This window comes from Mesorhizobium sp. Root695, from assembly GCF_001428185.1.
Classification (GTDB): domain Bacteria; phylum Pseudomonadota; class Alphaproteobacteria; order Rhizobiales; family Rhizobiaceae; genus Mesorhizobium.
This window is the reverse complement of sequence record NZ_LMHO01000002.1, coordinates 20,698-42,826: the sequence shown is the minus strand read 5'-3', so window position 1 is coordinate 42,826 and position 22,129 is coordinate 20,698. Positions and strand designations below refer to the sequence as shown.

General features: G+C 63.9%; 23 protein-coding genes and 1 pseudogene. 8 read left to right on the top strand and 16 right to left on the bottom strand.

From position 1 onward, the window contains the following. Positions 1 to 12: 12 nt before the first annotated feature. A complete protein-coding gene (locus ASD99_RS03270) occupies positions 13 to 741 on the top strand; it encodes an SDR family oxidoreductase (RefSeq protein WP_056591619.1) in 729 nt (242 codons plus the stop codon). A gap of 16 nt (positions 742 to 757) precedes the next feature. Here the strand turns inward: ASD99_RS03270 and ASD99_RS03265 are convergent, their stop codons facing one another. Together ASD99_RS03265 and ASD99_RS03260 are read right to left on the bottom strand one after the other, a co-directional pair. After that, on the bottom strand, positions 758 to 1,732 hold the full coding sequence (locus ASD99_RS03265) for a LysR family transcriptional regulator (RefSeq protein WP_057142723.1): 975 nt from the start codon (positions 1,730 to 1,732) through the stop codon (positions 758 to 760). 16 nt (positions 1,733 to 1,748) lie between these two features. Further along, complete coding sequence (locus tag ASD99_RS03260; RefSeq protein ID WP_056591614.1) at positions 1,749 to 2,654, bottom strand: S1C family serine protease; 906 nt, start codon at positions 2,652 to 2,654, stop codon at positions 1,749 to 1,751. Positions 2,655 to 2,887: 233 nt separating this feature from the next. Here ASD99_RS03260 and yghU point away from each other — a divergent pair, with 233 nt between their 5' ends. Further along, positions 2,888 to 3,754, top strand: a complete 867-nt coding sequence (yghU, locus tag ASD99_RS03255) for a glutathione-dependent disulfide-bond oxidoreductase (protein ID WP_057142722.1) — start codon at positions 2,888 to 2,890, stop codon at positions 3,752 to 3,754. A gap of 58 nt (positions 3,755 to 3,812) precedes the next feature. Here the strand turns inward: yghU and ASD99_RS03250 are convergent, their stop codons facing one another. The 3 genes from ASD99_RS03250 to ASD99_RS03235 form a co-directional block, all read right to left on the bottom strand. Further along, a complete protein-coding gene (locus ASD99_RS03250; RefSeq protein WP_057142812.1) occupies positions 3,813 to 4,607 on the bottom strand; it encodes a hypothetical protein in 795 nt (264 codons plus the stop codon). A 213-nt stretch (positions 4,608 to 4,820) separates the two neighbouring features. Then, positions 4,821 to 5,123, bottom strand: a complete 303-nt coding sequence (locus tag ASD99_RS03245) for a DUF1236 domain-containing protein (protein ID WP_056591604.1) — start codon at positions 5,121 to 5,123, stop codon at positions 4,821 to 4,823. Between the two features lie 684 nt (positions 5,124 to 5,807). Further along, positions 5,808 to 6,053 (bottom strand): hypothetical protein, encoded by a 246-nt coding sequence (locus tag ASD99_RS03235; protein ID WP_057142720.1) that lies wholly within the window; start codon positions 6,051 to 6,053, stop codon positions 5,808 to 5,810. A gap of 208 nt (positions 6,054 to 6,261) precedes the next feature. On the opposite strand from ASD99_RS03235, the gene ASD99_RS03230 reads away from it, so the two are divergent. The 4 genes from ASD99_RS03230 to ASD99_RS03215 all read left to right on the top strand — a co-directional run bounded on the left by ASD99_RS03230 (position 6,262) and on the right by ASD99_RS03215 (position 8,564). Beyond that, positions 6,262 to 7,002: a sulfotransferase family protein gene (locus ASD99_RS03230; RefSeq protein ID WP_057142719.1), complete on the top strand. Its 741-nt coding sequence runs from the start codon at positions 6,262 to 6,264 to the stop codon at positions 7,000 to 7,002. Positions 7,003 to 7,109: 107 nt separating this feature from the next. After that, a complete protein-coding gene (locus tag ASD99_RS03225) occupies positions 7,110 to 7,391 on the top strand; it encodes a hypothetical protein (protein ID WP_056591596.1) in 282 nt (93 codons plus the stop codon). A 426-nt stretch (positions 7,392 to 7,817) separates the two neighbouring features. Then, positions 7,818 to 8,219 (top strand): hypothetical protein, encoded by a 402-nt coding sequence (locus ASD99_RS34540; RefSeq protein ID WP_244497608.1) that lies wholly within the window; start codon positions 7,818 to 7,820, stop codon positions 8,217 to 8,219. Positions 8,220 to 8,297: 78 nt separating this feature from the next. Beyond that, positions 8,298 to 8,564 (top strand): hypothetical protein, encoded by a 267-nt coding sequence (locus tag ASD99_RS03215; RefSeq protein WP_057142718.1) that lies wholly within the window; start codon positions 8,298 to 8,300, stop codon positions 8,562 to 8,564. A gap of 324 nt (positions 8,565 to 8,888) precedes the next feature. On the opposite strand, the pseudogene ASD99_RS03210 reads toward ASD99_RS03215, so the two are convergent. The 3 genes and pseudogenes from ASD99_RS03210 to ASD99_RS33820 all read right to left on the bottom strand — a co-directional run. Then, positions 8,889 to 9,203, bottom strand: a pseudogene (locus ASD99_RS03210) (metal-dependent hydrolase); the annotation flags it as partial. A 391-nt stretch (positions 9,204 to 9,594) separates the two neighbouring features. After that, entirely contained in the window at positions 9,595 to 10,146 is a 552-nt protein-coding gene (locus tag ASD99_RS03205; protein WP_056591584.1) for an isochorismatase family protein, read from the bottom strand. A 41-nt stretch (positions 10,147 to 10,187) separates the two neighbouring features. Further along, positions 10,188 to 11,777, bottom strand: a complete 1,590-nt coding sequence (locus tag ASD99_RS33820) for a WD40 repeat domain-containing protein (protein ID WP_057142716.1) — start codon at positions 11,775 to 11,777, stop codon at positions 10,188 to 10,190. Between the two features lie 231 nt (positions 11,778 to 12,008). On the opposite strand from ASD99_RS33820, the gene ASD99_RS33070 reads away from it, so the two are divergent. Together ASD99_RS33070 and ASD99_RS31750 are read left to right on the top strand one after the other, a co-directional pair. Further along, positions 12,009 to 12,098, top strand: a complete 90-nt coding sequence (locus ASD99_RS33070; protein ID WP_156388918.1) for a putative RiPP precursor — start codon at positions 12,009 to 12,011, stop codon at positions 12,096 to 12,098. Between the two features lie 211 nt (positions 12,099 to 12,309). After that, positions 12,310 to 12,402 (top strand): hypothetical protein, encoded by a 93-nt coding sequence (locus tag ASD99_RS31750; RefSeq protein WP_082525626.1) that lies wholly within the window; start codon positions 12,310 to 12,312, stop codon positions 12,400 to 12,402. A gap of 245 nt (positions 12,403 to 12,647) precedes the next feature. Here the strand turns inward: ASD99_RS31750 and ASD99_RS03195 are convergent, their stop codons facing one another. From ASD99_RS03195 to ASD99_RS03160, 8 genes are all read right to left on the bottom strand, one after another. After that, the gene (locus tag ASD99_RS03195) at positions 12,648 to 13,847 is read right to left on the bottom strand and encodes a hypothetical protein (protein WP_057142715.1); all 1,200 of its coding nucleotides are present in this window, start codon (positions 13,845 to 13,847) and stop codon (positions 12,648 to 12,650) included. 142 nt (positions 13,848 to 13,989) lie between these two features. Continuing rightward, complete coding sequence (locus ASD99_RS03190) at positions 13,990 to 14,760, bottom strand: exodeoxyribonuclease III (RefSeq protein ID WP_056591574.1); 771 nt, start codon at positions 14,758 to 14,760, stop codon at positions 13,990 to 13,992. A 4-nt stretch (positions 14,761 to 14,764) separates the two neighbouring features. Further along, entirely contained in the window at positions 14,765 to 15,409 is a 645-nt protein-coding gene (locus ASD99_RS03185) for an alpha/beta fold hydrolase (RefSeq protein WP_057142714.1), read from the bottom strand. Between the two features lie 49 nt (positions 15,410 to 15,458). Continuing rightward, a complete protein-coding gene (locus ASD99_RS03180) occupies positions 15,459 to 16,580 on the bottom strand; it encodes a tetratricopeptide repeat protein (protein WP_057142713.1) in 1,122 nt (373 codons plus the stop codon). Further along, a complete protein-coding gene (locus tag ASD99_RS03175) occupies positions 16,577 to 17,482 on the bottom strand; it encodes a Ku protein (protein WP_057142712.1) in 906 nt (301 codons plus the stop codon). Before ASD99_RS03175 ends, ASD99_RS03180 begins: the two co-directional genes overlap by 4 nt. A gap of 223 nt (positions 17,483 to 17,705) precedes the next feature. Then, entirely contained in the window at positions 17,706 to 20,195 is a 2,490-nt protein-coding gene (gene ligD / locus ASD99_RS03170) for a DNA ligase D (protein ID WP_057142811.1), read from the bottom strand. A gap of 45 nt (positions 20,196 to 20,240) precedes the next feature. Next, on the bottom strand, positions 20,241 to 20,465 hold the full coding sequence (locus ASD99_RS03165) for a hypothetical protein (protein ID WP_057142810.1): 225 nt from the start codon (positions 20,463 to 20,465) through the stop codon (positions 20,241 to 20,243). A 442-nt stretch (positions 20,466 to 20,907) separates the two neighbouring features. Next, on the bottom strand, positions 20,908 to 22,125 hold the full coding sequence (locus ASD99_RS03160) for a GNAT family N-acetyltransferase (protein WP_082525624.1): 1,218 nt from the start codon (positions 22,123 to 22,125) through the stop codon (positions 20,908 to 20,910). Positions 22,126 to 22,129: the final 4 nt, after the last annotated feature.

Below are 22,129 nucleotides of genomic sequence, written 5' to 3'. Positions count from 1 at the left end.
GGCAGAGCGGATATGAGCATCTCGAACCAGAAAATCCTGATCGTCGGCGGCGGTTCCGGCATGGGTCTGGCGCTGACCAGGCGCTGCGTCGAGGCCGGCGCCAAGGTGATCATCGCCGGGCGCGGCGAGGACCGGCTGCAACTGGCGCGCGCGGCGCTGGGCAATTCCGTCTGCCTGGAGGTGGCGGCCGTCGACGTCACCCGGGAGGATGAGGTCGCCGCACTTTTCGCGCGGATTGGCGGGCTCGACCACATCGTCAGCACCGCCGCCGACATCGAAGGCGCCTACCGGCTGTTGCCGGAGCTTGACCTGAAGGCGGCCCAAAAGGTGGTTGAGAGCAAGCTGTATGGGCCGCTGCTGCTCGCCAAGCACGGCGCACCGCGGCTGGCAGGGACCGGTTCGATGACCTTCGTTTCCGGCATTGCCGCCTACCGGCCGGCGGCGCGCGGCTCCGTCGTTGCATCAGTCAATGCCGCGCTCGAAGGGCTGGTGCGGGCGCTTGCCGTGGAACTCGCCCCGATCCGCGTCAATGCCGTGTCACCCGGCTGGGTCGACACCACGATCTGGGCCCAGGTTGCCGGCGATCGCAAGGACGAGACGCTGGCCGCGATGGCCGGGCGGCTGCCGGTCGGGCGGATCGGCCAACCCGACGACATCGCCGATGCCATCGCCTTCCTGATCGGCAATGGCTTTACCACGGGAACGACGCTGCATGTCGAGGGCGGGCACCGGCTGGTCTAGGTCGCCGTTGCCTCCGTCAGGAGTTGTTTGCAAACAAGGCCTTGGAGCGGTTCGCCGATTCAGGTCCTGAACCAGCCCTGGCGAGCGGCGGGACCGGCACCAGCGTGTCGCGCGCGGCAGTGAGCAATTGCTTGAGCGCCGGCGGCTGGACGCGTCGGCGTCGCCAGATCATCGCGAGCGGCGCCGTCCGCAGCCTGCCGGGCCACGGCATTTCGACGATGTCGCCACGCGCGATCGCGTCCGTGACGGCAAGGCGTGGAACGAGGCCGAGCCCCGCGCCGGCCGCCACCAGCCGCGCAATGGCGCCGATGCTGCCGACTTCGGCGGCAAGTTTCGGCGCAACGACGCCCACCTCGGCAAAGGCGGTGTCGAACATATGCCGGTAGATGCATCCGGGCTCCGTTGCCACGAAGCGCATTGTGGCAAGGGTGGCCAGGCCATGCTCTGCGCCGCCCTGCCCCGGAGCTTCGACCAGCACCAGCAGTTCGGCCGCTATCATGCGCCTGGCGAAGCGTTCATCGGTGGCGTTCTTGCCCACATCGCGGCGCTCGAAGCAGAACGCGACATCGATCTCACCATCCTCCAGCTGGCGCAGCAGCGCGCCGCTGCCCGCCACCTTCATCCGCACGGTGATGTCCGGATGGCCGGCCTGGAACCCAGGCAGCCAAGGCGCCAGCCGGGCGGACGCGATCGTCTCCAGCGCGCCGATGGTCACCTGCCCGCTTGTCGAACCTGCCGCCGCCTGCACGGCCGCGCGCGCCTCGCCATCGAGCCGCAACAGGTCTTCGGCTATCGGCTTCAGCGCCAGCCCTGCCGGCGTCAGCTCGAGGCCGGACTTCGTGCGCGTGAACAGGGTCGCGCCAAGCTCGGCTTCGAGGGCCTGGATCTGGTCGCTGACGCTCGATTGCGCGAGATGAACCGCCTCGGCGGCACGCGTGATGTTGCGGCTCCGCGTCACCGCCAGGAAGGTCTTGAGCAGTCTGGGATGCATCGCGTGGCTGACGAGCCTACTGCAACTGCGGCTTTTTCAGAAAGCTGCCGCGGTCAGCCGATTTGACGCGCAGCCATGTTTCGCGGCCGTCGCGCAGCACCCGCATCGGGATCTCGGCACCCGCCGAGCCGCTCTCCCACAGCTTGCGATAGAAATCGGCCAGCCCATCGACCGCGCCGTCGCGGATGTCGGAAATTATGTCGCCCTGGCGCAGGCCGGCCTTGGCCGCCGGGCCGCCTTCGGTCACGCTCATTACCACCACCTTGCCGTCGCTTTCGGCCGACAAGGCGCCGAGCCATGGGCGCGGCGGCTTGGCCACCTGGCCGCGTGTCAGGAGATCATCGAGAATGGGCGGCAACAGATCGATCGGCACCACCATGTTGATATCGGCGACTTCGCCGTTGCGACTCATCTGCAGGCGCAGCGAACCGATGCCGAGCAGCGAGCCGTCGGCGCCGAACAGCCCGGCGCCGCCCCAGGACGGGTGTGCCGGCGCAATGAAGATCGCCTCGTCGAGCAGATACTCCCAGTAGCCGGCGAATTCCTGCTTGGTGACGATCCTGGCCTGCACGGATTGGCCGATGCCGTCGGCCAGCACCACGGCGTCGCCGATCCTGGCCTTGCCGGCATCGCCCAGCGCCACCGCCGGCAGGCCGAGCGGCGCCAGCGCCTGCACCAGGCCGAAGCCCGATTCCTGGTCATAGGCAAGCGCGTGCGCGGGGATGACGCGGCCATCATGGCTGGTCAGCCAGACCTCTTCCGCTTCGGTGATGAGATAGCCGATGGTCAGCACCAGCCCGTCAGTGCGAATGACGACGCCGCTGCCTTCCCTGAGCGTGCCGAGCGCCCCGGCCGTAAAGGCATCTTCCGGAACAGTGGCCCGCACGGCAACGACCGAGCGCGGATTGGGATTGATGGTCATGCGTTTGTCCTGCGATGCAATGCTCTGGCGAGGCGATGTCTCTTATACGTATGCCGCATGCGAGATGGTGCAAGGGGGGTGGGTGCTGACCTCATCCCCTACGCAGTAGAAGGTCCGTGCAGCGGCGGCATAAAACAATAGTTCAACGCAAGTTGAACTTCCCCATCCGCAACCCTAGCTTTAGATGGACCTGCCCATCCTTTCCACAAGCCCCCCGAACACGAGGCCCCGCGATGACCGCATACACCCCGCCGAAAGTATGGACCTGGAACAAGCCGAGTGGCGGCGCCTTTGCCAGCATCAACCGGCCGATCGCCGGCCCCACCCATGACAAGGAACTGCCCATCGGCAAGCATCCGCTGCAGCTCTATTCGCTGGCGACGCCGAATGGCGTCAAGGTGACGGTCATGCTGGAGGAGCTTCTGGCTCGCGGCCACAAGGGCGCCGAATACGATGCCTGGCTGATCAGGATCAACGATGGCGACCAGTTCGGCAGCGGCTTCGTCGAGGTCAACCCCAACTCCAAGATCCCCGCCTTGATGGACCGCAGCGGCAAGACGCCGGTGCGCATCTTCGAATCCGGTTCGATCCTGGTCTATCTCGCCGAAAAATTCGGCGAATTCCTTCCCAGCGAGCAGCCGGCTCGCGCCGAGGTGCTGTCCTGGCTATTCTGGCAGATGGGCTCGGCGCCGTATCTGGGCGGCGGCTTCGGCCATTTCTACGCCTATGCGCCGGAGAAGTTCGAATACGCCATCGACCGCTTCTCGATGGAGGTGAAGCGCCAGATGGACGTGCTCGACCGTCGGCTTGCCGAGACCGAATATCTCGGCGGCAACGACTACTCCATCGCCGACATGGCGGTGTGGCCCTGGTATGGCGGGCTGGCGCTCGGCCGTATGTACAATGATTCCGCCGAGTTCCTGTCCGTGCAGGAGTACAAGCATGTGCAGCGCTGGGCGAAGGCGATCGACGCCCGCCCGGCGGTCAAGCGCGGCCGCATGGTCAACCGCGCCTTCGGCGAACCGGCCCTGCAACTGCATGAGCGCCACGACGCCAGCGACTTCGACACGAACACGCAAGACAAGCTGGCCGCCGAGTGAGCTGACCGGCTAGATCTAGCGCTGCCGACCTCCCTCTCCTGCGAGGAGGTCGGCGGCGTCAACCCGTCCGCCTCTGCTCGACGGCCGACATCCACAGCCCGTCAATGTCGGCAAGAAACGTCTCGTCGATCTCGTCGAGATGGTTCCAGTACATGCCGTCCTCGTAGAAATAGCCGAGGTCCCTCTCGATCTCCTCGGCTCTTTCGGCCTTGTCGAGCCGGATTCTGCCAAGAATGTCCGCCTTCATGTCGGCAATCCGCGTGAGCGAAAGGCCGCCAAGCTCGTCGAAGGCGAGCCTGGGAAAGACCAGCCGGCTGCGCGGCAGGTCGGACAGATTGATGCACAGGCAGCCGTGCTTCAGCGCCTGAACAAGCAGGCGCGCCGACTTGGCCTCGAGATTGCGCAGGGTGACGTCGTCGCGCAGCGGGTCGGGACGGCCGATGCCGTAAAAATGCGTCTTGTCGGGACGGTCGTAGATCATGTCGCAGCCCAGGAATGCCAGCACATCGGGCTTCTGGCTGTGAATGGTCCAGTATGCAGCGGTCAGCGCCATGGTGGCGCCGGCATAGACGAAGCCACCGAAGGCGTTCTGCGCCGGAACATACTGCGTGGCGCTGAATATCCGAGCCTGTCGCAAGGTCGCGTCGTGGGGCAGCCGGTCCGACGGGAAATCGCCGGCATGGACGAGGAAATCCCAGTCGGGGCGCACCCGCCAGGCATTGTTGATGGCGACGATCCGGCTGAACGCCTGCTTCGGCCAGGGCTCGCAACGCACCGCGTCGGGCGCGCTGCCAAGCAGAAGCAGGGTGCGGGGTGCGTCATCGCGGGCAGTTTCGATGGGCGGGATGGTCATCGAAGGGCTTTCAGGTCTCGGCCGAAAGGCCGGCTGCACATCGACATATGCCGGCTTGCGAACGTTTCGCAAGACCCTGCACCCTGGCGGACGATTTTGCCAGCCCGATGCGCTTGCGCCGAATAGGCCAAGAGCCGGCCTCAAAAAGAAAACCCGCCACCGACGCGACGTCGGAGGCGGGTTTTTCCCAAGGTAAGTTTGACGCGGTGACTCTTAGTTCAGGACTTCGACGATCTGATGGGTCTCGGGATCGACCAGGACAGTCTGGTCATTGATGACGGCGACGCGGTACTTGACGTTGGGCACTTCGCGCAGTTGGACCGTATCCGGCACCGGCGAGCCGAGCTTGAGCTCGACCCCCAGAAGGTTCACCGATGCCAGTGGCTCCTTCTTGATGTACTCGCGAACGATAGTGTTCTGTTCCGGCTGGACGACGATGACATCTTCCGCCAGCGCCGCACCAATGCCGCTCATCAGGACAACCGCGGCCGCCGCACTCGTAAGATAAAGTTTCATGACAATCTCCTAAGGGCTATCTGAAAATCCGCCCTGCATGAAAACCCCATGATTGCCTTGAGGTTCCATCTCGAATTTACGAATACACGAATAAATAAAATCGGCCGGACGCCGACACATATTATTGTCTCGCTTCGGCGAAAGACCCAAGATATTTCCAAATATTTTTGATGATTTGTATATGAATTTCTAATCCGGATAATTTTTCGGATTTATAACCTTGATCCGGCGGGGCTATGTCCCAAATGGAAAGCCGATCTCGGTGCGATCGCAAAGAGCGGCGCATCAACCTCCCCCGCAATCTCTATCGAGAGCGGCGGTCGATTGCTGCAACACCTTAGGATTGGCTAACGTTGAGAGCGAAATGTCGTTCCGCCACTTTTCCCGGCGCCACGAAAAAAAGGCCCGCTTTCCCGGGAGCGGAGCGAGCCCCAAAACGGCGCCGGCTGAGGTGGCAGTCTCACCGGTCACGCCAGGGAAGCGCGAAGCCTCGGCACTGGTTCCGGCCTTTGGCGGCCTTGCGCTGACATACAGCCTCGACCAAGCATCCCTTCACCTTCATATTCGTCACCATCGCGCTGGTGACGCTGTTCGCCGGGCTTGCCTGGCGCACGCGCGAATGGATGGGCTTGTAGCGGAAGCGCCATTCCTGATCGATCCCGCATCGAACCCCGAGTGCCGACCTCAAAACCAGACACCGTCGCGATGCAGCGGCGAGACAGCATCCACTGGATCCTGGCTGGTCGCGGCATGGTGCGCGCGCCCGAAGATCAGACTCACGACGAGCACGAAGTAGCTGACCTGCACGACAAGCAGCGTCACGATCGTCCAGGCAAATGCCTCCCAGAAAGAACCGGTAGCCATATAGGTCCAGACCGCGATAATGACGGCCGTGGCTGACATCCCCACAAGAAACTGTCCGAAATACATCGTTCCCCAATCGTTGAACCGCCCCGGTTCCAACGACTCGCTGCCAAATTCCCATTACCCGCGGACAGCGTTCCATTATTTTAGCAACTTCGCAAGTATGTGATCGGGCGCCCGTGCGCTCGAAATTTGTTGCGCGCCGGCCTGGTCGGGAGCAATTTGATGCTCACGGACTGGGGTAGCGAAGAAAACAGGTCCGGGGGATGAGGAAATGACACTCAAATTGATAGGGGCCGGTTTCGGCCGCACTGGCACGTGGTCGACCTTTGCCGCGCTGAACAGGCTCGGCCTGCCATCCTATCACATGCAGGAAGTGATCATGAACAAGGCCAACAAGGGCCATCTCGATTTCTGGCGCAAGGTGGCCAACAGCCCCCCGGGCAGCCAGCACGACTGGAACCGTGTGTTCGCCAACTATACGGCCACGGTCGACAATCCTGGCTGTTGCGTGTGGAAGGAACTGATGGTTGCCTACCCCGATGCAAAGGTCTTGCTGACGCTCCATCCGCGCGGCGCCGAAGCATGGTATGAGAGCACCATCGATACGATCTACTTCACCGAGAATGTCTGGCAGTTCAAGATCCTGGAATGGCTGACGCCCTTCGGCCGGAAATTCGGGGACATGTCGCGCAAGCTGGTGTGGGGCCGTACCCTGAAAGGCGTGATGGACGACCGCGCCAAGGCAGTGGCGCGCTACAACGCCTATATCGAAGAGGTGAAGGCAGCGGTGCCGCCGCAAAAGCTGCTGATCTACAAGGTGACCGAAGGTTGGGTGCCGCTTTGCGAGTTCCTCGGCGTGGCACTGCCCAACGAGCCTTTCCCCAACCTCAACGACCGCGAAACAATCAAGAAGATCATCCGCGATATCATCAAAGGCTCCTACATCATGCTGGGGCTGACCATCGCGGCGATTGTGGCCGTGGTTGCGGCGCTGTGGTGGTGGCTGGGCTGATCTCCAGTCCGTCGGCAATCCAGAACCAGTCTTTGCCCGGCGGGTAAGGGAACAAACGCCGGCACGCCGAGTTTCGCCTCCAGTCTTTTCAAGGATTGGAGGCCAGCATGGCACCGCGCAGCAAACCCGATATCGACAACGACGACACAGAAGCCGATGGTCCCATCATCCAGCAGCAAGACTGGGATGCCATCAAGGGAAGCAGAATCTTGCCTGACTCCGCGTCGGAAGACGGCGAGATCAGCTACGGCCTCGAGAAGGATGGCGATCTGTCCGAGGAAGACGACGACAACGCCTACCAGGACAGCGACGACGCCCTGCCTGACGACGAGGAAGAAGCCGCCATCAAGCGCCACCCGACCCGCGAGGGTAGGTTCGACGAGACGTGAGCCGGGTGCTAGGGCGTGCCGCGCTGCTCATCATCGAAGGCATCGCGATCGGCGGCGGCCCCAGTCATTTTTTCGGCGTCTCCAGCATGCGGACACTCTGGTTCGACCGTGATGGATGTGAAGGTGGTGAATTCGGCTTCGCGATGCCCGTGAGGAACCATGATATCTCGCCACCACTCGCCCGCGCGAGTCCTGCAAGTTCGAATTCCTGACTATCGGCAGGACCCTGTTTGAACCGCGGCCCGCCCTGTGCCGAGACGTAGACCGCCCCGCGAGCCACCCGTCGCCGCCGAGATGTGACAACGTGGCCTTAAAACTTGCCAAAACCACATTTTCCATGCCCGAATACCTGGGCGAAGACGCTTGGCCGGCTAAGGCCTTCACCCAGATAATATATCAGTTTTCACTAAAATAATGGAACGTCCAATGGACATTGCCGGAACCGAACAGGTCCCCCTCGGACCTTTGTCTCCGACAGCCAAGACCTTGGTCCCACAGGAAAAAGCAAAAGCCCGTTTTGACTGGATTGAAGCCCTGACAAGGGAACATCGGGGCCTGCTTGTCGTTTGTCGCCAAGGCTCCGGCATGACAACAGCCGGCGCCCAACTCGGAGAACACACGATGCCCCATCGATCCACCATCATCAAAACAGGCCACGGCCCGGGCACGGCGATCGCCGTGCTCATGGTCGGATTGATGGCGGTGGGCTTCGTATTCCTCGTTCTGGGCAGTTCGCTCTACTTCAGCGAGCAGCCGTCGGATCAACGCGCACAGTCTTCCCCGCCGGCCCGATCGATCCAGGCGGTGGATGGCAGAGCGGCAAATTGATCGAGTCTGCACCCCACGGCGGAACAAGCAGCCGTCTTTCGGATTAGCGTAAGCATGACTAATAGAGGAGAATCTATAGTGAAGAACTTCATTCTTTCGGCCCTTGTCGCCATCTCCGTCGTGTCACCCACCATCGTCGCTCCGGCGCAAGCCGCCAGCCTCGTCATCACGACCGACAACGGCAATAACGGCATGGGCCGGCATAATTGGCGCCGGCATCACGACCGCGAGCATCACTGGCGCAGGCATCACAACCGGCATTGCTTCGTGAAAGTGAAGAAGCAATGGCGCCACCACCATTGGGTGATCAAGAGGGTGCGCATCTGCAACTCCGGCCGCTTCTGAGCGATGTCGAAATTGCCGCCGAGGCGCACCGCAGGTTTCGGCCGAACGGAAGAGCCTTGGCCACGGCCGCTGTCTGGAGCGCAGCGGTCGTCGTGCTGGTGCTGGTGGCGGCCGGAAAGGTTGGCTTCTGACGCCCGAGGTGCACGGCCTTTATCCACCGAAGAGGTTTGACCGCGCTTGCATTAATATTAGAGATATCGAATATAATAAATCGGTCGGCGACCGCCAGAAGTCGGCCGAGCCCGGCGTGCCTCCCTTTGCACCTGGCCGCCGGGCCATTTTCTCCCTTGCCGCTTGCCTCACGCGCCGGCGATGCGACGACCATCAGCGCACCACCACCTTGCCATCCGTGGCCACCGCCCTGCCCCGGCGATAAACCGTCCGGCCCTTCGGCACCACCACCACCACCGCCTCGGGCACATGCTGCCGGCAGGGTGACGAAGTCGGCGCTGGCGCCGACCGCAAAGCCGTAACTCTCCAGCCCCAGCGCTTTCGCCCGGCATGGGTCACTACGTCGAAGGCGGCGGCCTGTTCGTGGTCCTCGTAGAAGCCGGAACGGCAGCCGATCATCTTGGTGCGGCTCAGCATGTCGCCATCGCCATAGGGCCGCCAGGAATCGCGGATGTTGTCGGAGCCGCTGATACGGTGACACGGCTTGCCTGAATGCCATCCATGGGTTGAAGCGGCAGTCGTCGCCGATTGCCGGCCGGCGGTCAATGCCGCAAGAAAGAGAAACAGTTTCTCGGCGCGCCGAAATCCCGGGCGCCGAATCTGCACTTTGGTCCCGGCCTATTCCGCTTTCGCGGAAGTTTCGACCGGCGCGCAATATGCAATGCTGCTAACGCGGCGGTACGAGCCGCCCTGGTTGACGCGGGCGCCTGAGCCATCCCAACAATGCGCCCCCCCGTCCGCGTCGACCACGGCAGCCGCTTGGCGCCATCATGCGATCCGCGAAGTCGCGCGCCGGCGATGTCGAACAACACAGCCACCGGAAGCGCCGACTAGCCTGCCGCGACGTTCGTCGCGGGCTTCAGCCGCCGACCAACGCCTTTGTCGTCACCAGATTGACGCCGGCCTCGGCAAACTCGCCATTGTGCCGGGCGATGATCTGCTCCGCGCTCTCGCTGGCATTGTCCAGCGTGCTGTGGGCATCGGAAACCACGGTCACGCCGAGCCCTCTGGCGATCGCGCTCTTGACGGTCGCCGCCACGCAAAAATCGGTCTGTGCGCCCAGCAGCATGACAGCACCCGCGCCCTGCCCGGCAACCCAGTCGCCGAAGGCCTGATTGCTGAACGCATCGCGCACGGATTTGGCGAAGGTCGGCTCGTCCGCCGCCTGGCCAAGGGCGGGCCATACCGGCCAGCCCGGCTCACCCGGTGCCAGCGGATCGCCGTCAGGTCCGTCATGCCTGATAAAGGCAACTCGGCGGCCGCCGCGCCGCGCCCAGTCGATCACCGCCTTCGTGCGCTCGACAATATCAGGCGCATCATGGATCGGCGGCTCGTGCACGCCGTCGAACATGCCGGTCTGGAGATCGATGACAATGAGCGGCGCTTTGTCTGGGAGGCTGGAAGCTGACATGGTTTTAGATAGCACGGCGGGCAAGGTGATCAAGGATTTGCTCACTCCGGCGCACCGGCAAACAGCACCACGCCGTCACCGCCGATAGCCGGCCAGTCGCGGATGGTGCGGTCGTCGCCGCCGGTCAGCACCGTGCCGTCGGCGGCGAAGGCCACCGCATAGATCGGGCCGGTCTGGCTGTCGAACATCGCGATCTGGTTGCCGGTGTCCATGTCCCAGAGCCGCGCCGTGCCGTCGAGCGAGCCGGAGACCAGGCGCTTGCCGTCGGCCGACAGCGCCAGCGCGTAGACAGTGCCCTCATGGCCTTCGAAGCGGCGCACTTCGCGGCCGCTGTCGAGATCCCAGAGCCTGATCGTGTAATCGCCGCTGCCGGTCACCAATTGGTGCCCGTCGGCGGTGAACACCGCGCCATAGGTGCCTTGCTCATGTCCGTGCCAGCTGCGCAGCTGCTTGCCGGTCTCGACATCCCAGAGTTTCAGCGTGCCGTCGATGCTGCCGCTGAGGGCCTGCTTGCCATCGGGCGAGACGGCGACGGCGCTGACCGACCAGTCGTGCCCGCTCATGACGTGCAGCACGACGCCCTTCTCGAGGTCCCAGACGATGACATTGCCCGTATCGTGCCCACTGACGGCGCGTTTGCCGTTCGGGCTGATCGCCAGCTTGTTGACGCCGCCATTGCCGCCCGACGAGAAGATATGCAGCACCGCGCCATCGGAAAGTCTGCGCTGCACGATCTCGCCGTCGTCACCGGCCGTCAGCGCGCTGACGCCATCGGGCATGAACAGCGCCGTGCGGGCCATGTCCTTGTGGACGCCGAGATCGCGGATCAAGTGCTTGCCGGCAATATCCCAGAGCTTGATCGTGTGGTCGGTGCTGGCGCTCATGATCGAGTGCCCGTCGGGCGCGACCGCCAGCCAGACAACGGCGTCGCGGTGGCCCTCGGGTTGCGTCGGCAGCGGTGACGGAGCCGGCGGCAATGGCGCCACGGTGGGCGGCGGAATGACCGCGACCTCAGGCGGCGTCGGAGCGACGGGAGCTGGCGGCGTCGGCGGCACCAGGGCAGGCAAGGTCGGTGGCGCGGGCGGATTGGCGGCCTCTGGCGGCGAAGCAGTTGGAGGTGGTGTTTGCGGGACTACTGGCTCCGGAGCCGGCGGCGCGCTAGCGACATCCTGCCCCTTGGGTTCGTTGGTCTTCGGTCCAGGGATTTTTGGTTCGTTGGCCTTGGGTTGGCTTGGCGAAGCCACCTCGCCGCCCGGGCCGTGCGCGCCCCGCGGGAATTGATCGGCCAGCAACACCAGCACGGCAATCACCGGCAAAACAAAGAAAGCGCGCCGCAAGTTCGGCCGGCCCTTGGGCCCGGTCTCGGCGTCGCGGCCAAAAAGCGGCGTCCCAGTGGGATGGCTCGGCCGGCCGGGCAGCAGCCCGGCCCAGAACAACAAAGCGCCAAGCAGGCAGAGCGCGCCCACCGCCAGGAACACCACCGGCCACAGCGTGGCCGGACCATGCAGCATCCGCACCATGCCGCTCCAGGTGAAGTCCCTTCCGCCCAGGAGCAGATATGGGCGCACCAGGCAAGCCATTGCCGCCGCCAGCAGGGGAAGCGCAAACAGCCTGTCAGCCAACCTGTCCATCTGATTCTTCCCCCGGGCCGTTCATTGGTGGCCCTGACGACGTAACGTCGCCCGCGCATGGTGCAATGGTCGAGACTACCAGCGGCGCGCTCCTATCGCCAAGAGCCCGCCACCCGACAGTTCATGCCGAGCGAAGGCACGCGCCCTTGCCGACGCTCGCATGCCTTGCGGCTTGGTTGACACATGTCGTCAGTCTGGCCATCATCGTTAAGGGATTCAGGAGAGACCGCGATGAAGAAGACTTACGCCAAGCCGACCTTCGTCAGGAAGGGCAAGCTTTCAGCCGTCACGGCAAACGGCTCGAGCAGCGTCATAATATAATCCCGACGCACTTTGGCCGGATCGCGCCGACGCTGGAGCAATTCCAAGAAAGTGTGTAGCGGTTTTCGATCAGGAATTGCGTAAAAATAAAGATTGGACGACAAGCGCCATGCCGATCGTCCTTGGATATATTGCAGATGCTTTTAGCCCGGATGGTTGACAGGTGGCCACGGTCTGGCATCATCGAACCGGGATTTTAGGAGAGTCTGGCATGAAAAAGATCTATGCGAAGCCTGTTTTTCTGAAGAAGGGCCGTCTATCAACGGTCACCGCGGCAAACGGCGCCTCGATTTTGCCGGGCTGATCTGGGCGCAAACCTGATCGCAGCGATGAATCAAGAATTTGGAGGATGAGCGCCTTGGCGCTTGTCCTTGGCATTGTTACAGATTAATTCAGCTCCGCGTGTTTGACAGATGGCTGCGGTCTGGCATCATCGGATCTGGATTTGAGAGGGCCTGACGTGAAGAAGATTTATGTGAAGCCAATTCTTTTGAAAAAAGGCCGTCTGTCGGCGGTCACGGCGCTCAATGGCGCCTCGGTGTTCTGATTTCACCGCGTCAGGACCAGATCGTCCAGAACCATTTGCCAATAGTGTTTCGTCGACAGGCGAACACGCGTTACTGCCTTGAGCATCGGGGCGTAGTGCAGCGGCGTCAGCGCCGACAGCATGACCTGGTCGCTTGAGATCAGCTGCTCGCCAAGCCAGCTTTCGATCAGCGCCACCTCCCCTTCCGACTTCAGCCAGGCAGCGCTCAGCATGACCGAGTGAAAGCCGAACGGCTGTTCGCAACTGAATTCGGCCGGCAGCCCGCTGCTGGTGTAGACCACATGGTCGCCGGAGACGTTGCCATTGACATAGCCCTGGCTGTCCTTGGTGTAGTCGCGCGCCATCGCATTCAGGTTGCGCCACGCCAAGCCTGCATGGCCGGACGGAATCTTCCTGAAGGTGCGCGACGTCACATCGTCGAAATCGATCGTTTCCAGGGCGGCGTCCGACGCTATGCAAGCGGTCTGCGCCGACAACAGGCCGAGATCGGCCGGATAGGGCGACAGCGCCAGCCGCCGCTCAAGGCCGCCGCCACTGACGAGAACCGTGTCGGCGTCATCGGCCAGATCGACGCTGAAGGCGGCACCTGGCGCCAGCGGCCGCGTCTCCAGCACGTGTCCGTTTCTCATCACCGAGAGGGTCACGGATCCTTCGCCGGCGACGCGCCCACCGAGGCGCCGGAGCGGCGCCAGACCGACCGGCTGCAGCATCCCGTGCGAGACCAGCCCGGCCGGCGAACCCGGCAACGACAGAAGGTGTCGGGTCTGGATGTCGTTTTCGCTTTTCGCCTGCCAGCCGGGCGGCACCGAAACCGCAAAGCGCCAGTTGCCCGGCACGCGGATCACGGCCTTTCTGCGTTTTACCGACATCGGGAAGTTGGCAAAGCCGGCATTGTTGGTGCGCGCTGAAGCGGCGAGCTTGCCGGCCTCATCATACAGCCGCACCATGATGCCGGCCATCGGCCGGTCGCCGACGCCGTATTTGCCGTCGCGATCGACGTCGAAATAAACGAAGGACGAATAGTTCAAAGTGCCGCTGCTGCCGCTCCAATCGCTGCGAACGGCGTAGTCGTCCGCCGGATTGGTCAGCCGCCGCCCCTTGCGGCGGCTGCGCCTCTGCCACAGCAGCCAGAAAAGGGCAGCGGCAGCCGCAAGCACCACGATGGTGGCAAGCAGGATCCCGACAGGACCGAGGTCAAACATGGGGCCTCGATCCACAGGTCTTGTTGGTGATCATGAGCAATCCGGGCTGGAGCACTTTGCAACAGACTAGCCTGCGTCGACGTCGCTGCACAGATGACGCTGGCGGCAAAAGGAGACCGCGGCCGCAGGCTGGAAGGTCGCCCTACTTCAATTCCACCCACACCGGCGCATGATCGCTGGCGCCGTCCTCACCGCGCACGTCGCGGTCAATGCCAGCGGCGGTCAGTCGCCGCGCCAGCTTCTTCGACAGCAAGATGTGATCGAGCCTCAAGCCGGCGTCGCGCGGCCAGCGGTTACGGCGATAATCCCAGAAGGTGTAGAGCGTCTCCTTCGGATGCTTCTTGCGCAGGCCGTCCGTCCAGCCCTGCTCGAGCAAGGCTGCGAAGGAAGCCCGGCTTTCCGGCTGCACCAGCGCGTTGTCGTCATAGGAGCGGGTGGCATAGATGTCGCGCGGCTCGGGCACGATGTTGTAGTCGCCGGCCAGCACCACCGGCAGGCCGGTGTCGAGCAGCTGTTCGGCATGCGCCTCCAGCCGTTCGTGCCATGCGAGCTTGTAGGCGAATTTCGGACCGGGCTGCGGGTTGCCGTTCGGCGCGTAGAGGCAAGCGATGATGATGCCGTTGACCGCCGCCTCGATATAGCGGCTCTGCTTGTCGGCATCGTCGCCGGGCAGCGCATCGCGGGTCAGGACGGGTTCGGATCCTCGCGCGAGTATGGCAACGCCGTTCCAGGTCGGCTCGCCCTTCCACACCGCGCCATAGCCGGCCGCCGCAAGCGCCGAGCGCGGAAACTGCATGTCGCGCGCCTTCAGCTCCTGCACGCAGACGACATCGGGTTTTGCGACAGCCAGCCATGCCAGCAGGTTCTCCAAGCGGCTGTTGATGTTGTTGATGTTGAAGGAGGCGATTTTCATCGCTTCAGGAAACGATCCGACCCGACCACGCCTTCACCGCCTCGGCCAGCGTCTTCAGATGATCGGCGGCGGAGAAGCCCGAGAGGCTCTTGCGCGGCTTGAGGTCATGATCGCCGTCCTCCAGCCAATGGATCTCGATGCTGCTGGAAAGGTCGTAGGTCGCCACCTCGTCTGATGTCCCGAATTCGTCGCGCGTGCCCTGGAAGATCAGCGTTGGCGTCTTCAGGTCGGCGAGGTGTTTTGTCCGAAGCTGCGTCGGCTTGGTCGGCGGGTGGAAGGGATAGCCGAGGCATAGCAGACCCGAGATTTCGCCCTTGGCAAACATCTCGTCGGCAACCATCGAGGCGACGCGCCCGCCCATCGATTTGCCGCCGATGATGAGCGGGCCAGTCACGCCCTTCGCCCTGAGGTCTGCGATCGCCTTGACATACTCCGGATTCACCGTCTCGGCCCGCGGCGGCGGCTTGCGGTGGCCGTAGCGGCGCGCGGCCATATAGTGGAATTCGAAGCGCGCGACCTGGAAGCCAGCCGCGGCCAGCGCCTTGGCGGTCGCGGTCATTGAAGCCGAGTCCATCGGCGCGCCGGCGCCATGGGCGAGCAGGATGGTGACGGGAGCGGTGTCGGGACCGTCGAAGAGGAAGGTGGTCATCGGGCGACCTTCCCGGAGAGGCCGAGTTCCTTCGCCAGCATAAGTCCCCTCACCCCGCCGTCCGCGCCAGCTGCATATCCACGAACTGCACGCCCTTGGTCGCCACCCCAGCCCATTCGGACTCCGCGTCGAGCTCCAGGTAACGCACCCACAGCCGCCGCGCCTCCAGCAGATTGCCGGCGTCGAACTCCAGCCTCGCGAGGTTGAACACAGGATCGGCATAGGTCTTGTCGAGTGCGATCGCCTTCTGCAGGTGCCTTCGCGCCGAGGCCTCGCGGCCTTGCTCGCTCATCAGCCCGGCGAGGTTGAACCAGGCCTCGACGAAGGCCGGATCGAGTTTTATCGCGCTGATATAGTCGTGCGCGGCGTCCGCCGCGTGGCCGCCGGCGCGCAGGCAGTTGGCGCGGTTGAAGGCGGCGATCGCATCGCTCGGGTCTATGGCCAGGCAGCGCTGGTAGAGTGCGGCAGCACCTTCATGGTCGCCGCCATCCTCCGCCGCTTCGGCCGCGGCGAACAGCTCTTCCAGCGTGTCGTCGCCCTCTGCCCCGGCAGTGCCAAGATCGAACAGCAATTGCCCGTCGAGTTCGCTCTGGCCGCCTTCGAGATAGATAGCGTCGGGCCGGCCGTGCTGCGAGCCGACATTGAGCGACTTGGCGGTCAGCGACGCCACCGGGCCGGAGCGATGGACGGAGCGCGCGATGGCCCCCCATGTCGCACCGCCGGCGATGAGCCCGGCATATTTGCGCGCCAGGATCAGGTCGCGGAAGGAATAGGGTTCTGCGTCATGCTCGAACGCATCGAACAGCGACAGCAGGTCGAGATCGGTGCCCGACAGTCGCGACTGATCGATCAGCGATCGCCTGGATAGCGAAGACGCCTCCGCCGCCTTCATCAGCCCGAGCCGGCGCAAAAAGCCGTTCTCGCTGAGCAGTGTTTGCCCCGCGCCGCGTGCGGCGGCGACGCGGCGCTCGATCCCCGCATCGCCGTTTTTCGTCAGACCAGCCTTGGCAAGGAGCGTGCGGCCAAACACGACATGCGTAGTGCGCCTGGTGAGGCCGCGCCTGAGCTGGGCATGCTGGCGCTCGACCTCGCGTGCGGCGAGCCGCAGCGGAAACGCCGCCAGCGCGCCGACCGTGCCAAAGACCGCCCCCGAAACGGCTGGTGCCGTCATTTCTTGCTTTTGCCGACCGCCTTCAGCAGACTGGCCTTCAGCGGATTTTCAGCAGCACCACCCGCTGCCGCCTTCTTGGCGGCTGGCTTGGCGACCTCGTCGGCCTTGCTCTTCGACTTGGCCGGCGGCTTCGACTGCGACAGGCTGGCCTTCAGCGCATCCATCAGGTTGATGACATTGCCGCGCTCGGGTGCCGCCGCGATGATCGGCTTGTGGCCCTTGAGCTTCTCGCGGATCATCGTCATGAGTGCCGCCTCGTAGCGGTCCTCATAGTTCTTCGGATCGAAGGTGGTTTCCTTCTGCTTGATCAGCGCTTCGGCGAGCTGCAGCATTTCCGCGTCGGGCTTGCCGGCGGGAATGTTGCCGAAATATTCAGCCGTCCCACGCACTTCGTTGGGGTTTCTCAACGTGCACACGAACATGCCGTTATCGCGCGCGCCGATCGTCACCACGCGCTCGCGGCTGGACAGAACCAGCCGCGCGATCGCCAGCTTGCCGGATTTGCGCATCGCTTCGCGCAACACGGCGAAGGTTTCTTCCGCCATCGCCCCATCCGGCGCCATGTAGTAGGGCGCATCCTGGTAGATGACGTCGACCTCGCCCTCGTCGACGAAGGCCTCGATGTTCATCGTATGATTGGATTCGATGCGCACCGCGTCGAGGTCGGCATCATCGATGATGATGTACTGCTTGTCCTCATATTCGTAGCCCTTGACCAGATCCGAACGCTCGACGAGCCCGAGTTCCGGATCGACCGGCTTCATGTTGATGCGATTGTGGGTCTTCTTGTGCAGCTGGTTGAAGCTGATGCGCTCGCTCGCGCTGGTGGCGGGATATAGCCGCACCGGACAGCTGACGAGGCTGAGTTTGAGGTAACCTTTCCAACTTGCCCTTGGCGCCATGAAACACTCCTACGCGGCCATGCACTGACATTTACTGCAGCACTTTTCGTCCGAAGGACGAACGAGGCTGCGCAAATCCTACACCGACCCCGCACGATACAGGCAAATCCCTGACGAAATCTTCCGCCACGTCTTTGAGGTCGTGGGTGGAGAATAATTCAAATTGTCGGAAGCGTCGATGGCGTTCGGTTTCCTCGCCCCCACGGGAGCGGGGGACGGGAACCTAGTTCTTCAAGGCCGGCAAATCCCGCGCAAATTCCTCGATATCCGCCCAGGGATCGCCTGACGTCGCCAGGAGCCCCGGCAGCGAGGAATAGTTCAGGTCCTGCGGCGCATCGATGGATTCGAGATCGCTCCAGCTCACCGGTGTCGAGGCCGGCAGATTGGTGCGGGCGCGCAGCGAGTAAGGTGCTGCCGAGGTGTGGCCGCGCGCATTGCGGTGGTAGTCGATGAAGATGCGCCTCTTGCGATTATCCTTGCCCATTGTGGTGGTGAAGGTGTCTGGCGCGGTTGCCGTCAGATGCGTGGCGATGGCGCTGGTCGCCTGGTGCAGCTTCTTCCAGTTCTGCTTGCGCGTCACCGGCACCGTGATGTGGATGCCGCTGCCGCCGGACGTCTTGGCGAAGGGCACCAGCCCCAACCCTTCCAGCTCGCTTTTGATGTGCACCGCGGCCTCGACCACTTCGCGCCAGGTGATCCCCTCGCCCGGGTCGAGATCGAAGACGATCTGGTCGGGTCTGTCGAGGCTGGTGCGGTGGGTGCCCCAGGTGTGGAACTCGACGACACCGAATTGCGCCAGCGCCAGATACCCTTTCGCCCCTTCGACCGAGAGGTAGGATTTGGTCTCGCCCTCGGAGTTGGTCGCCTCGAACGTCACCACCGAGGGCGGCATACCGGTGAAGGCATGGCGCTGGAAGAAGCAGTCCTTCGGCAGGCCGGTCGGGCAGCGCACCAGCGACACCGGGCGGCCGAGGATGTGCGGCAGCATGAAGTCGCCGACCAGCGCGTAGTAGACGGCGATGTCGAGCTTGGTCGGGCCGGTCTTGCCGAACAGCCGCCGCGTCGGGTTGGTCACCCAGATGGTGGCGAGATCAGCCTCCGAGATCAGCCGCTTGCGTGTCGAGGACACTGGCGTCGACAGGCCGACATCGCGCAAGCCGCGAAACACCGCGTGGCGCAGAGCATTGTCCGCCGTGCGGTTGGCGTAGTGGATGCGGGCCGAGAGCAGCGGCTTGACCCAGTTCATCTCGCGCATGATTTCGCGCGGCGCGCCTTCCGGTGCGGACGCGCCTGATGCGAGCGGCTCCAGCCGGGCAAGCAGCTCGGCAGCGGTTTCGCTGTCGAAGCCGGTGCCGACCTTGCCGCGGTAGTGCAATTCACCGCCCTCGAATTCGGCAAGGCCGAGCGCTGCCAGCCCCTCCGCCGCGTCCGATGTGGTGTAGCCGGCAATGACGAAATCGCCGCTTTGCAGCGCCTTGGTCTTGGTCCAGCTTTTGGTGCGGCCGCTCTGGTAGGTGGCAGTGGCGCGCTTGGAGACGACGCCCTCCAGCCCGAGTTCAGACGCCTTGTCGTAGAGCCCCTGCCCCGATCCCTCGACATGGTCGGAGAACTGGATGGCGGAATTGGCGCCGAGGCCGGACAGCATTTGCGCCAGCAGCGCCTTGCGCCGGACGAGCGGCGCCTTGGTCAGGTCCCAGCCGTCGAGGTGGAGAAGGTCGAAGGCGTAGAAATGCAGCCTGCTGCCGGCGCCCTTTGCCAGCGTATCCTGCAGCAGCGCGAAGCGGCTGATGCCCTTGGCGTCGAGCACGACGATCTCGCCGTCGATGATGGCATCGCGGCAAGGCAGTTTCGCGAAGGCATGCGGCAGGTCGCCATAGCGCTTCGTCCAGTCGATGCCGCCACGCGTGATCAGCTTGACCACGCCGTCGCTTAGATGCGCCATGGTGCGGTAGCCGTCGAATTTGATCTCATGCAGCCAAATTTCGTTGGTATGCTCCGCAGGCCCTTCGCCGCCCGGTGGCTTCGGCACCTGCGTCGCCAGCTGCGGCTCGATGCGGCTGAGTGCCGGGGCCCTGAAAGCGCCCGACAGCGTGCCTGGCTTCAGCGGCCCCGGCCTGGGCTTGGCCGCCGGTTTCGCCGGCGCCACCAGCTCCTCGATGCGCTTCCCGGATTTGACGCTTTCCGGCCGCGCTTCGAGGATGTCGAGCGCGGTGTCGGCGGCAAGGTCGCGCTCCTTGAACAGCAGCCAGTTCTTCTTCTCGCTGTCCTCGCCGGGTTTCGGTTTCAGCCTGGTCAGCATCCAGCCGCCATTGAGCTTGTCGCCGGCCAGCCGGAACTTGAAGGCGCCGGTCTTGAAACTCTTTTCGACGTCGTCCATCGGCGCCCATGTGCCGGTGTCCCAGACGATCATCGGCCCGCCGCCATACTCGCCCTCGGGAATGACGCCCTCGAAGTCGACATATTCGAGCGGATGATCCTCGGTCTGGACCGCCAGCCTTTTGTCGGCCGGATTGAGCGAAGGCCCGCGCGGCACCGCCCAACTCTTCAAGACATCGCCGACCTGAAGGCGCAGGTCATAGTGGTCTGCGGTAGCGTGGTGCTTGTGGACGACGAAGCGGTTGCCATCGCCGCCAATGAGCCCACCGGCCGGTTCCGGCGTCTTCGAGAATTCGCGCTTGGCGCGATAGGCTTTGAGTTTTGGTGGAGTTGTCATGACCAGAAGCGAAGCACGGCCGCCAGGAACAAGCCAGTCACGCACTCAATCGTCGGTGGCCGGCATCAACTCGAGCTCCGCAGGCGACAGCCCTTGCTGCAGCTGGCTCAACCGGAATTCATCGACCCAATAAGCCTCGCCGTCGACCAGAACGCGGGCCTGGTAGGTGCCGGCCGAGAAACTCTGCGCGGTGATGTACACCTTGTGGCGGTCGAGCGCCTTGCGCACGGCCGCGCGCTTGGAATTCTGGCCGATGACGGGACTGAACATGACGCTGCCCTCGGTCGCCCTGACACGCAACATGGCCGCTGTCCGCAGCCTGGCGACTGGACTCAAGGATGACGGAGACGCGCCGTCCTGTCAATTTCAGTGCAAACGGCTTGTAGCCGGGATCGGGGGCACAAAAGAAACCGCCGCCTTGCGGCGGCGGATCTGATGGTAGCGATGATCGAACGGCGATTTGCCCGTCAGGTTGCTGCCGACGGGATCGGTGACGCCGTGACGCGGGAGAGCTGCTGACGCTTGTTGAGCGTCGGCTTTTCATAGGTCTTTTTCATCGGTATTCCCCAAAGCCCTAATCGGCTCACGGCAAGTGGGGCATGCACCGATGCTTTGTCAAGACGCCGCTTAACACCCTCAGCGAGAACATCCTTGCGCAGGCGCTCGGACGCGGCCCCCTCGGCAGGCAGGCTCTGCGAGCATGCGGCCGCCTTCAGTCCTTCAATCGCCGCAAGCGGCTCATCAGGCTCCGGACGGTCTTGAGCAGTCGCGGATTGGAGCGCACGTAACGCTCGGTCCCGCTGCTCAGCAGAATGGCTGCGTTCGCAGCCCTGCCCCGCAGCGTTATCGGTTCGCAAATCTCGGCCAGGACCGAGCTCGCAGCACCGATATGTTCCTTGTAGCCCTGGCTGCCGACAGACAGGTCGAAATAATCGAACCCATGTCCGCGCGCCCACATCATCAGCTTGCCCATCGTCGTCAGGCCGGGTGAGACATTGGCGACCGCGTTCTGGTCGATGCCGAGCAGGAGGGTGTGAAGCGTGCCTTTTCTGGTCAGCACATAGATGGAGGCGAGCCAGGCTTCACCGGCGCGCAGCCCGAACAGCCGCACCGATCCGTCGGACAGGCCTTGCAGCGCCGCGTGGCGGTAGAAGTCGACGACCGGGGCCTGCGTCAGGAGGTCGAAACGCCCAAGCTCGCGAAAGCGCCTCAACCGCAGTTCCAGCAGTGTGTCGAAGAGCTCCTCGGTCAGCGCCGGCGTGTCGGCCTCGACCAGAGCGAGGCCGACACGCCGTTCGAAGGCGCGGCACTGCTTGTGGAAGGTCTTGGCGAAAGACGGCTTGCAGATGCGCTTGATGAGCGTCTCCGGTTCGCCATGCAGGACGAGGCCGGAGGTGATCTGGATGGAGTCGCGCACCACCGAAAGCAGCGCCAGCGGATTGGCCACGCCGTGGATCTGCTGCGGGATCCCCGCGATATGGATGCGATCGGCCGGCGGCAGCACGGCGCGGACCGCCGCCCACACGGCGTCGGCACTCTGCCTGGTCCACGCTCTCGCATCCGCCAGCAGCGGCACCGAATAGTCGCACACGCGGCAGCTTAGCCATTCGATCACGTGGTGGCCGCGGGCCCGGCGCCGCATCAGCGGCAGCAGCATGGCCGGCGCGCCCGTAGCAGCGTCGCTCACCTCGATGACGAGCAGGTCCGCGCTCTTGGGCATCAGCCGCGCGGCGATTCCCTCGACCCAGGCATAGTGCTGATGGGCGGTGCAGACGCCGTCCGCCTGGTGTTGCAGCCAGAGCGGCTTGACGGTCTCAAAGCTGGTGTGCAGCCGCGCCGTATAGCGCGCGCCGGCTCCGGCGCTGGCGGCAATCGGGGAAACCGGCCCATCGTCCGTCATCGCAGCCACTTGCATTGCCCGGCTTGCCACATGC

Coding starts and splice junctions, on each gene's coding strand:
- ASD99_RS03250 (WP_057142812.1), bottom strand. CDS start 4,607: ATGACCATCCCGCCCATCGAAACTGCCCGCGATGACGCACCCCGCACC.
- ASD99_RS33820 (WP_057142716.1), bottom strand. CDS start 11,777: ATGGACAGGTTGGCTGACAGGCTGTTTGCGCTTCCCCTGCTGGCGGCG.
- ASD99_RS03265 (WP_057142723.1), bottom strand. CDS start 1,732: ATGCATCCCAGACTGCTCAAGACCTTCCTGGCGGTGACGCGGAGCCGC.
- ASD99_RS34540 (WP_244497608.1), top strand. CDS start 7,818: ATGGACATTGCCGGAACCGAACAGGTCCCCCTCGGACCTTTGTCTCCG.
- ASD99_RS03190 (WP_056591574.1), bottom strand. CDS start 14,760: ATGAAAATCGCCTCCTTCAACATCAACAACATCAACAGCCGCTTGGAG.
- ASD99_RS03185 (WP_057142714.1), bottom strand. CDS start 15,409: ATGACCACCTTCCTCTTCGACGGTCCCGACACCGCTCCCGTCACCATC.
- ASD99_RS03225 (WP_056591596.1), top strand. CDS start 7,110: ATGGCACCGCGCAGCAAACCCGATATCGACAACGACGACACAGAAGCC.
- ASD99_RS33070 (WP_156388918.1), top strand. CDS start 12,009: ATGAAGAAGACTTACGCCAAGCCGACCTTCGTCAGGAAGGGCAAGCTT.
- ASD99_RS03175 (WP_057142712.1), bottom strand. CDS start 17,482: ATGGCGCCAAGGGCAAGTTGGAAAGGTTACCTCAAACTCAGCCTCGTC.
- ASD99_RS31750 (WP_082525626.1), top strand. CDS start 12,310: ATGAAAAAGATCTATGCGAAGCCTGTTTTTCTGAAGAAGGGCCGTCTA.
- ASD99_RS03205 (WP_056591584.1), bottom strand. CDS start 10,146: ATGTCAGCTTCCAGCCTCCCAGACAAAGCGCCGCTCATTGTCATCGAT.
- ASD99_RS03195 (WP_057142715.1), bottom strand. CDS start 13,847: ATGTTTGACCTCGGTCCTGTCGGGATCCTGCTTGCCACCATCGTGGTG.
- ASD99_RS03270 (WP_056591619.1), top strand. CDS start 13: ATGAGCATCTCGAACCAGAAAATCCTGATCGTCGGCGGCGGTTCCGGC.
- ASD99_RS03235 (WP_057142720.1), bottom strand. CDS start 6,053: ATGTATTTCGGACAGTTTCTTGTGGGGATGTCAGCCACGGCCGTCATT.
- ligD (WP_057142811.1), bottom strand. CDS start 20,195: ATGACAACTCCACCAAAACTCAAAGCCTATCGCGCCAAGCGCGAATTC.
- ASD99_RS03180 (WP_057142713.1), bottom strand. CDS start 16,580: ATGACGGCACCAGCCGTTTCGGGGGCGGTCTTTGGCACGGTCGGCGCG.
- ASD99_RS03230 (WP_057142719.1), top strand. CDS start 6,262: ATGACACTCAAATTGATAGGGGCCGGTTTCGGCCGCACTGGCACGTGG.
- yghU (WP_057142722.1), top strand. CDS start 2,888: ATGACCGCATACACCCCGCCGAAAGTATGGACCTGGAACAAGCCGAGT.
- ASD99_RS03245 (WP_056591604.1), bottom strand. CDS start 5,123: ATGAAACTTTATCTTACGAGTGCGGCGGCCGCGGTTGTCCTGATGAGC.
- ASD99_RS03165 (WP_057142810.1), bottom strand. CDS start 20,465: ATGTTCAGTCCCGTCATCGGCCAGAATTCCAAGCGCGCGGCCGTGCGC.
- ASD99_RS03260 (WP_056591614.1), bottom strand. CDS start 2,654: ATGACCATCAATCCCAATCCGCGCTCGGTCGTTGCCGTGCGGGCCACT.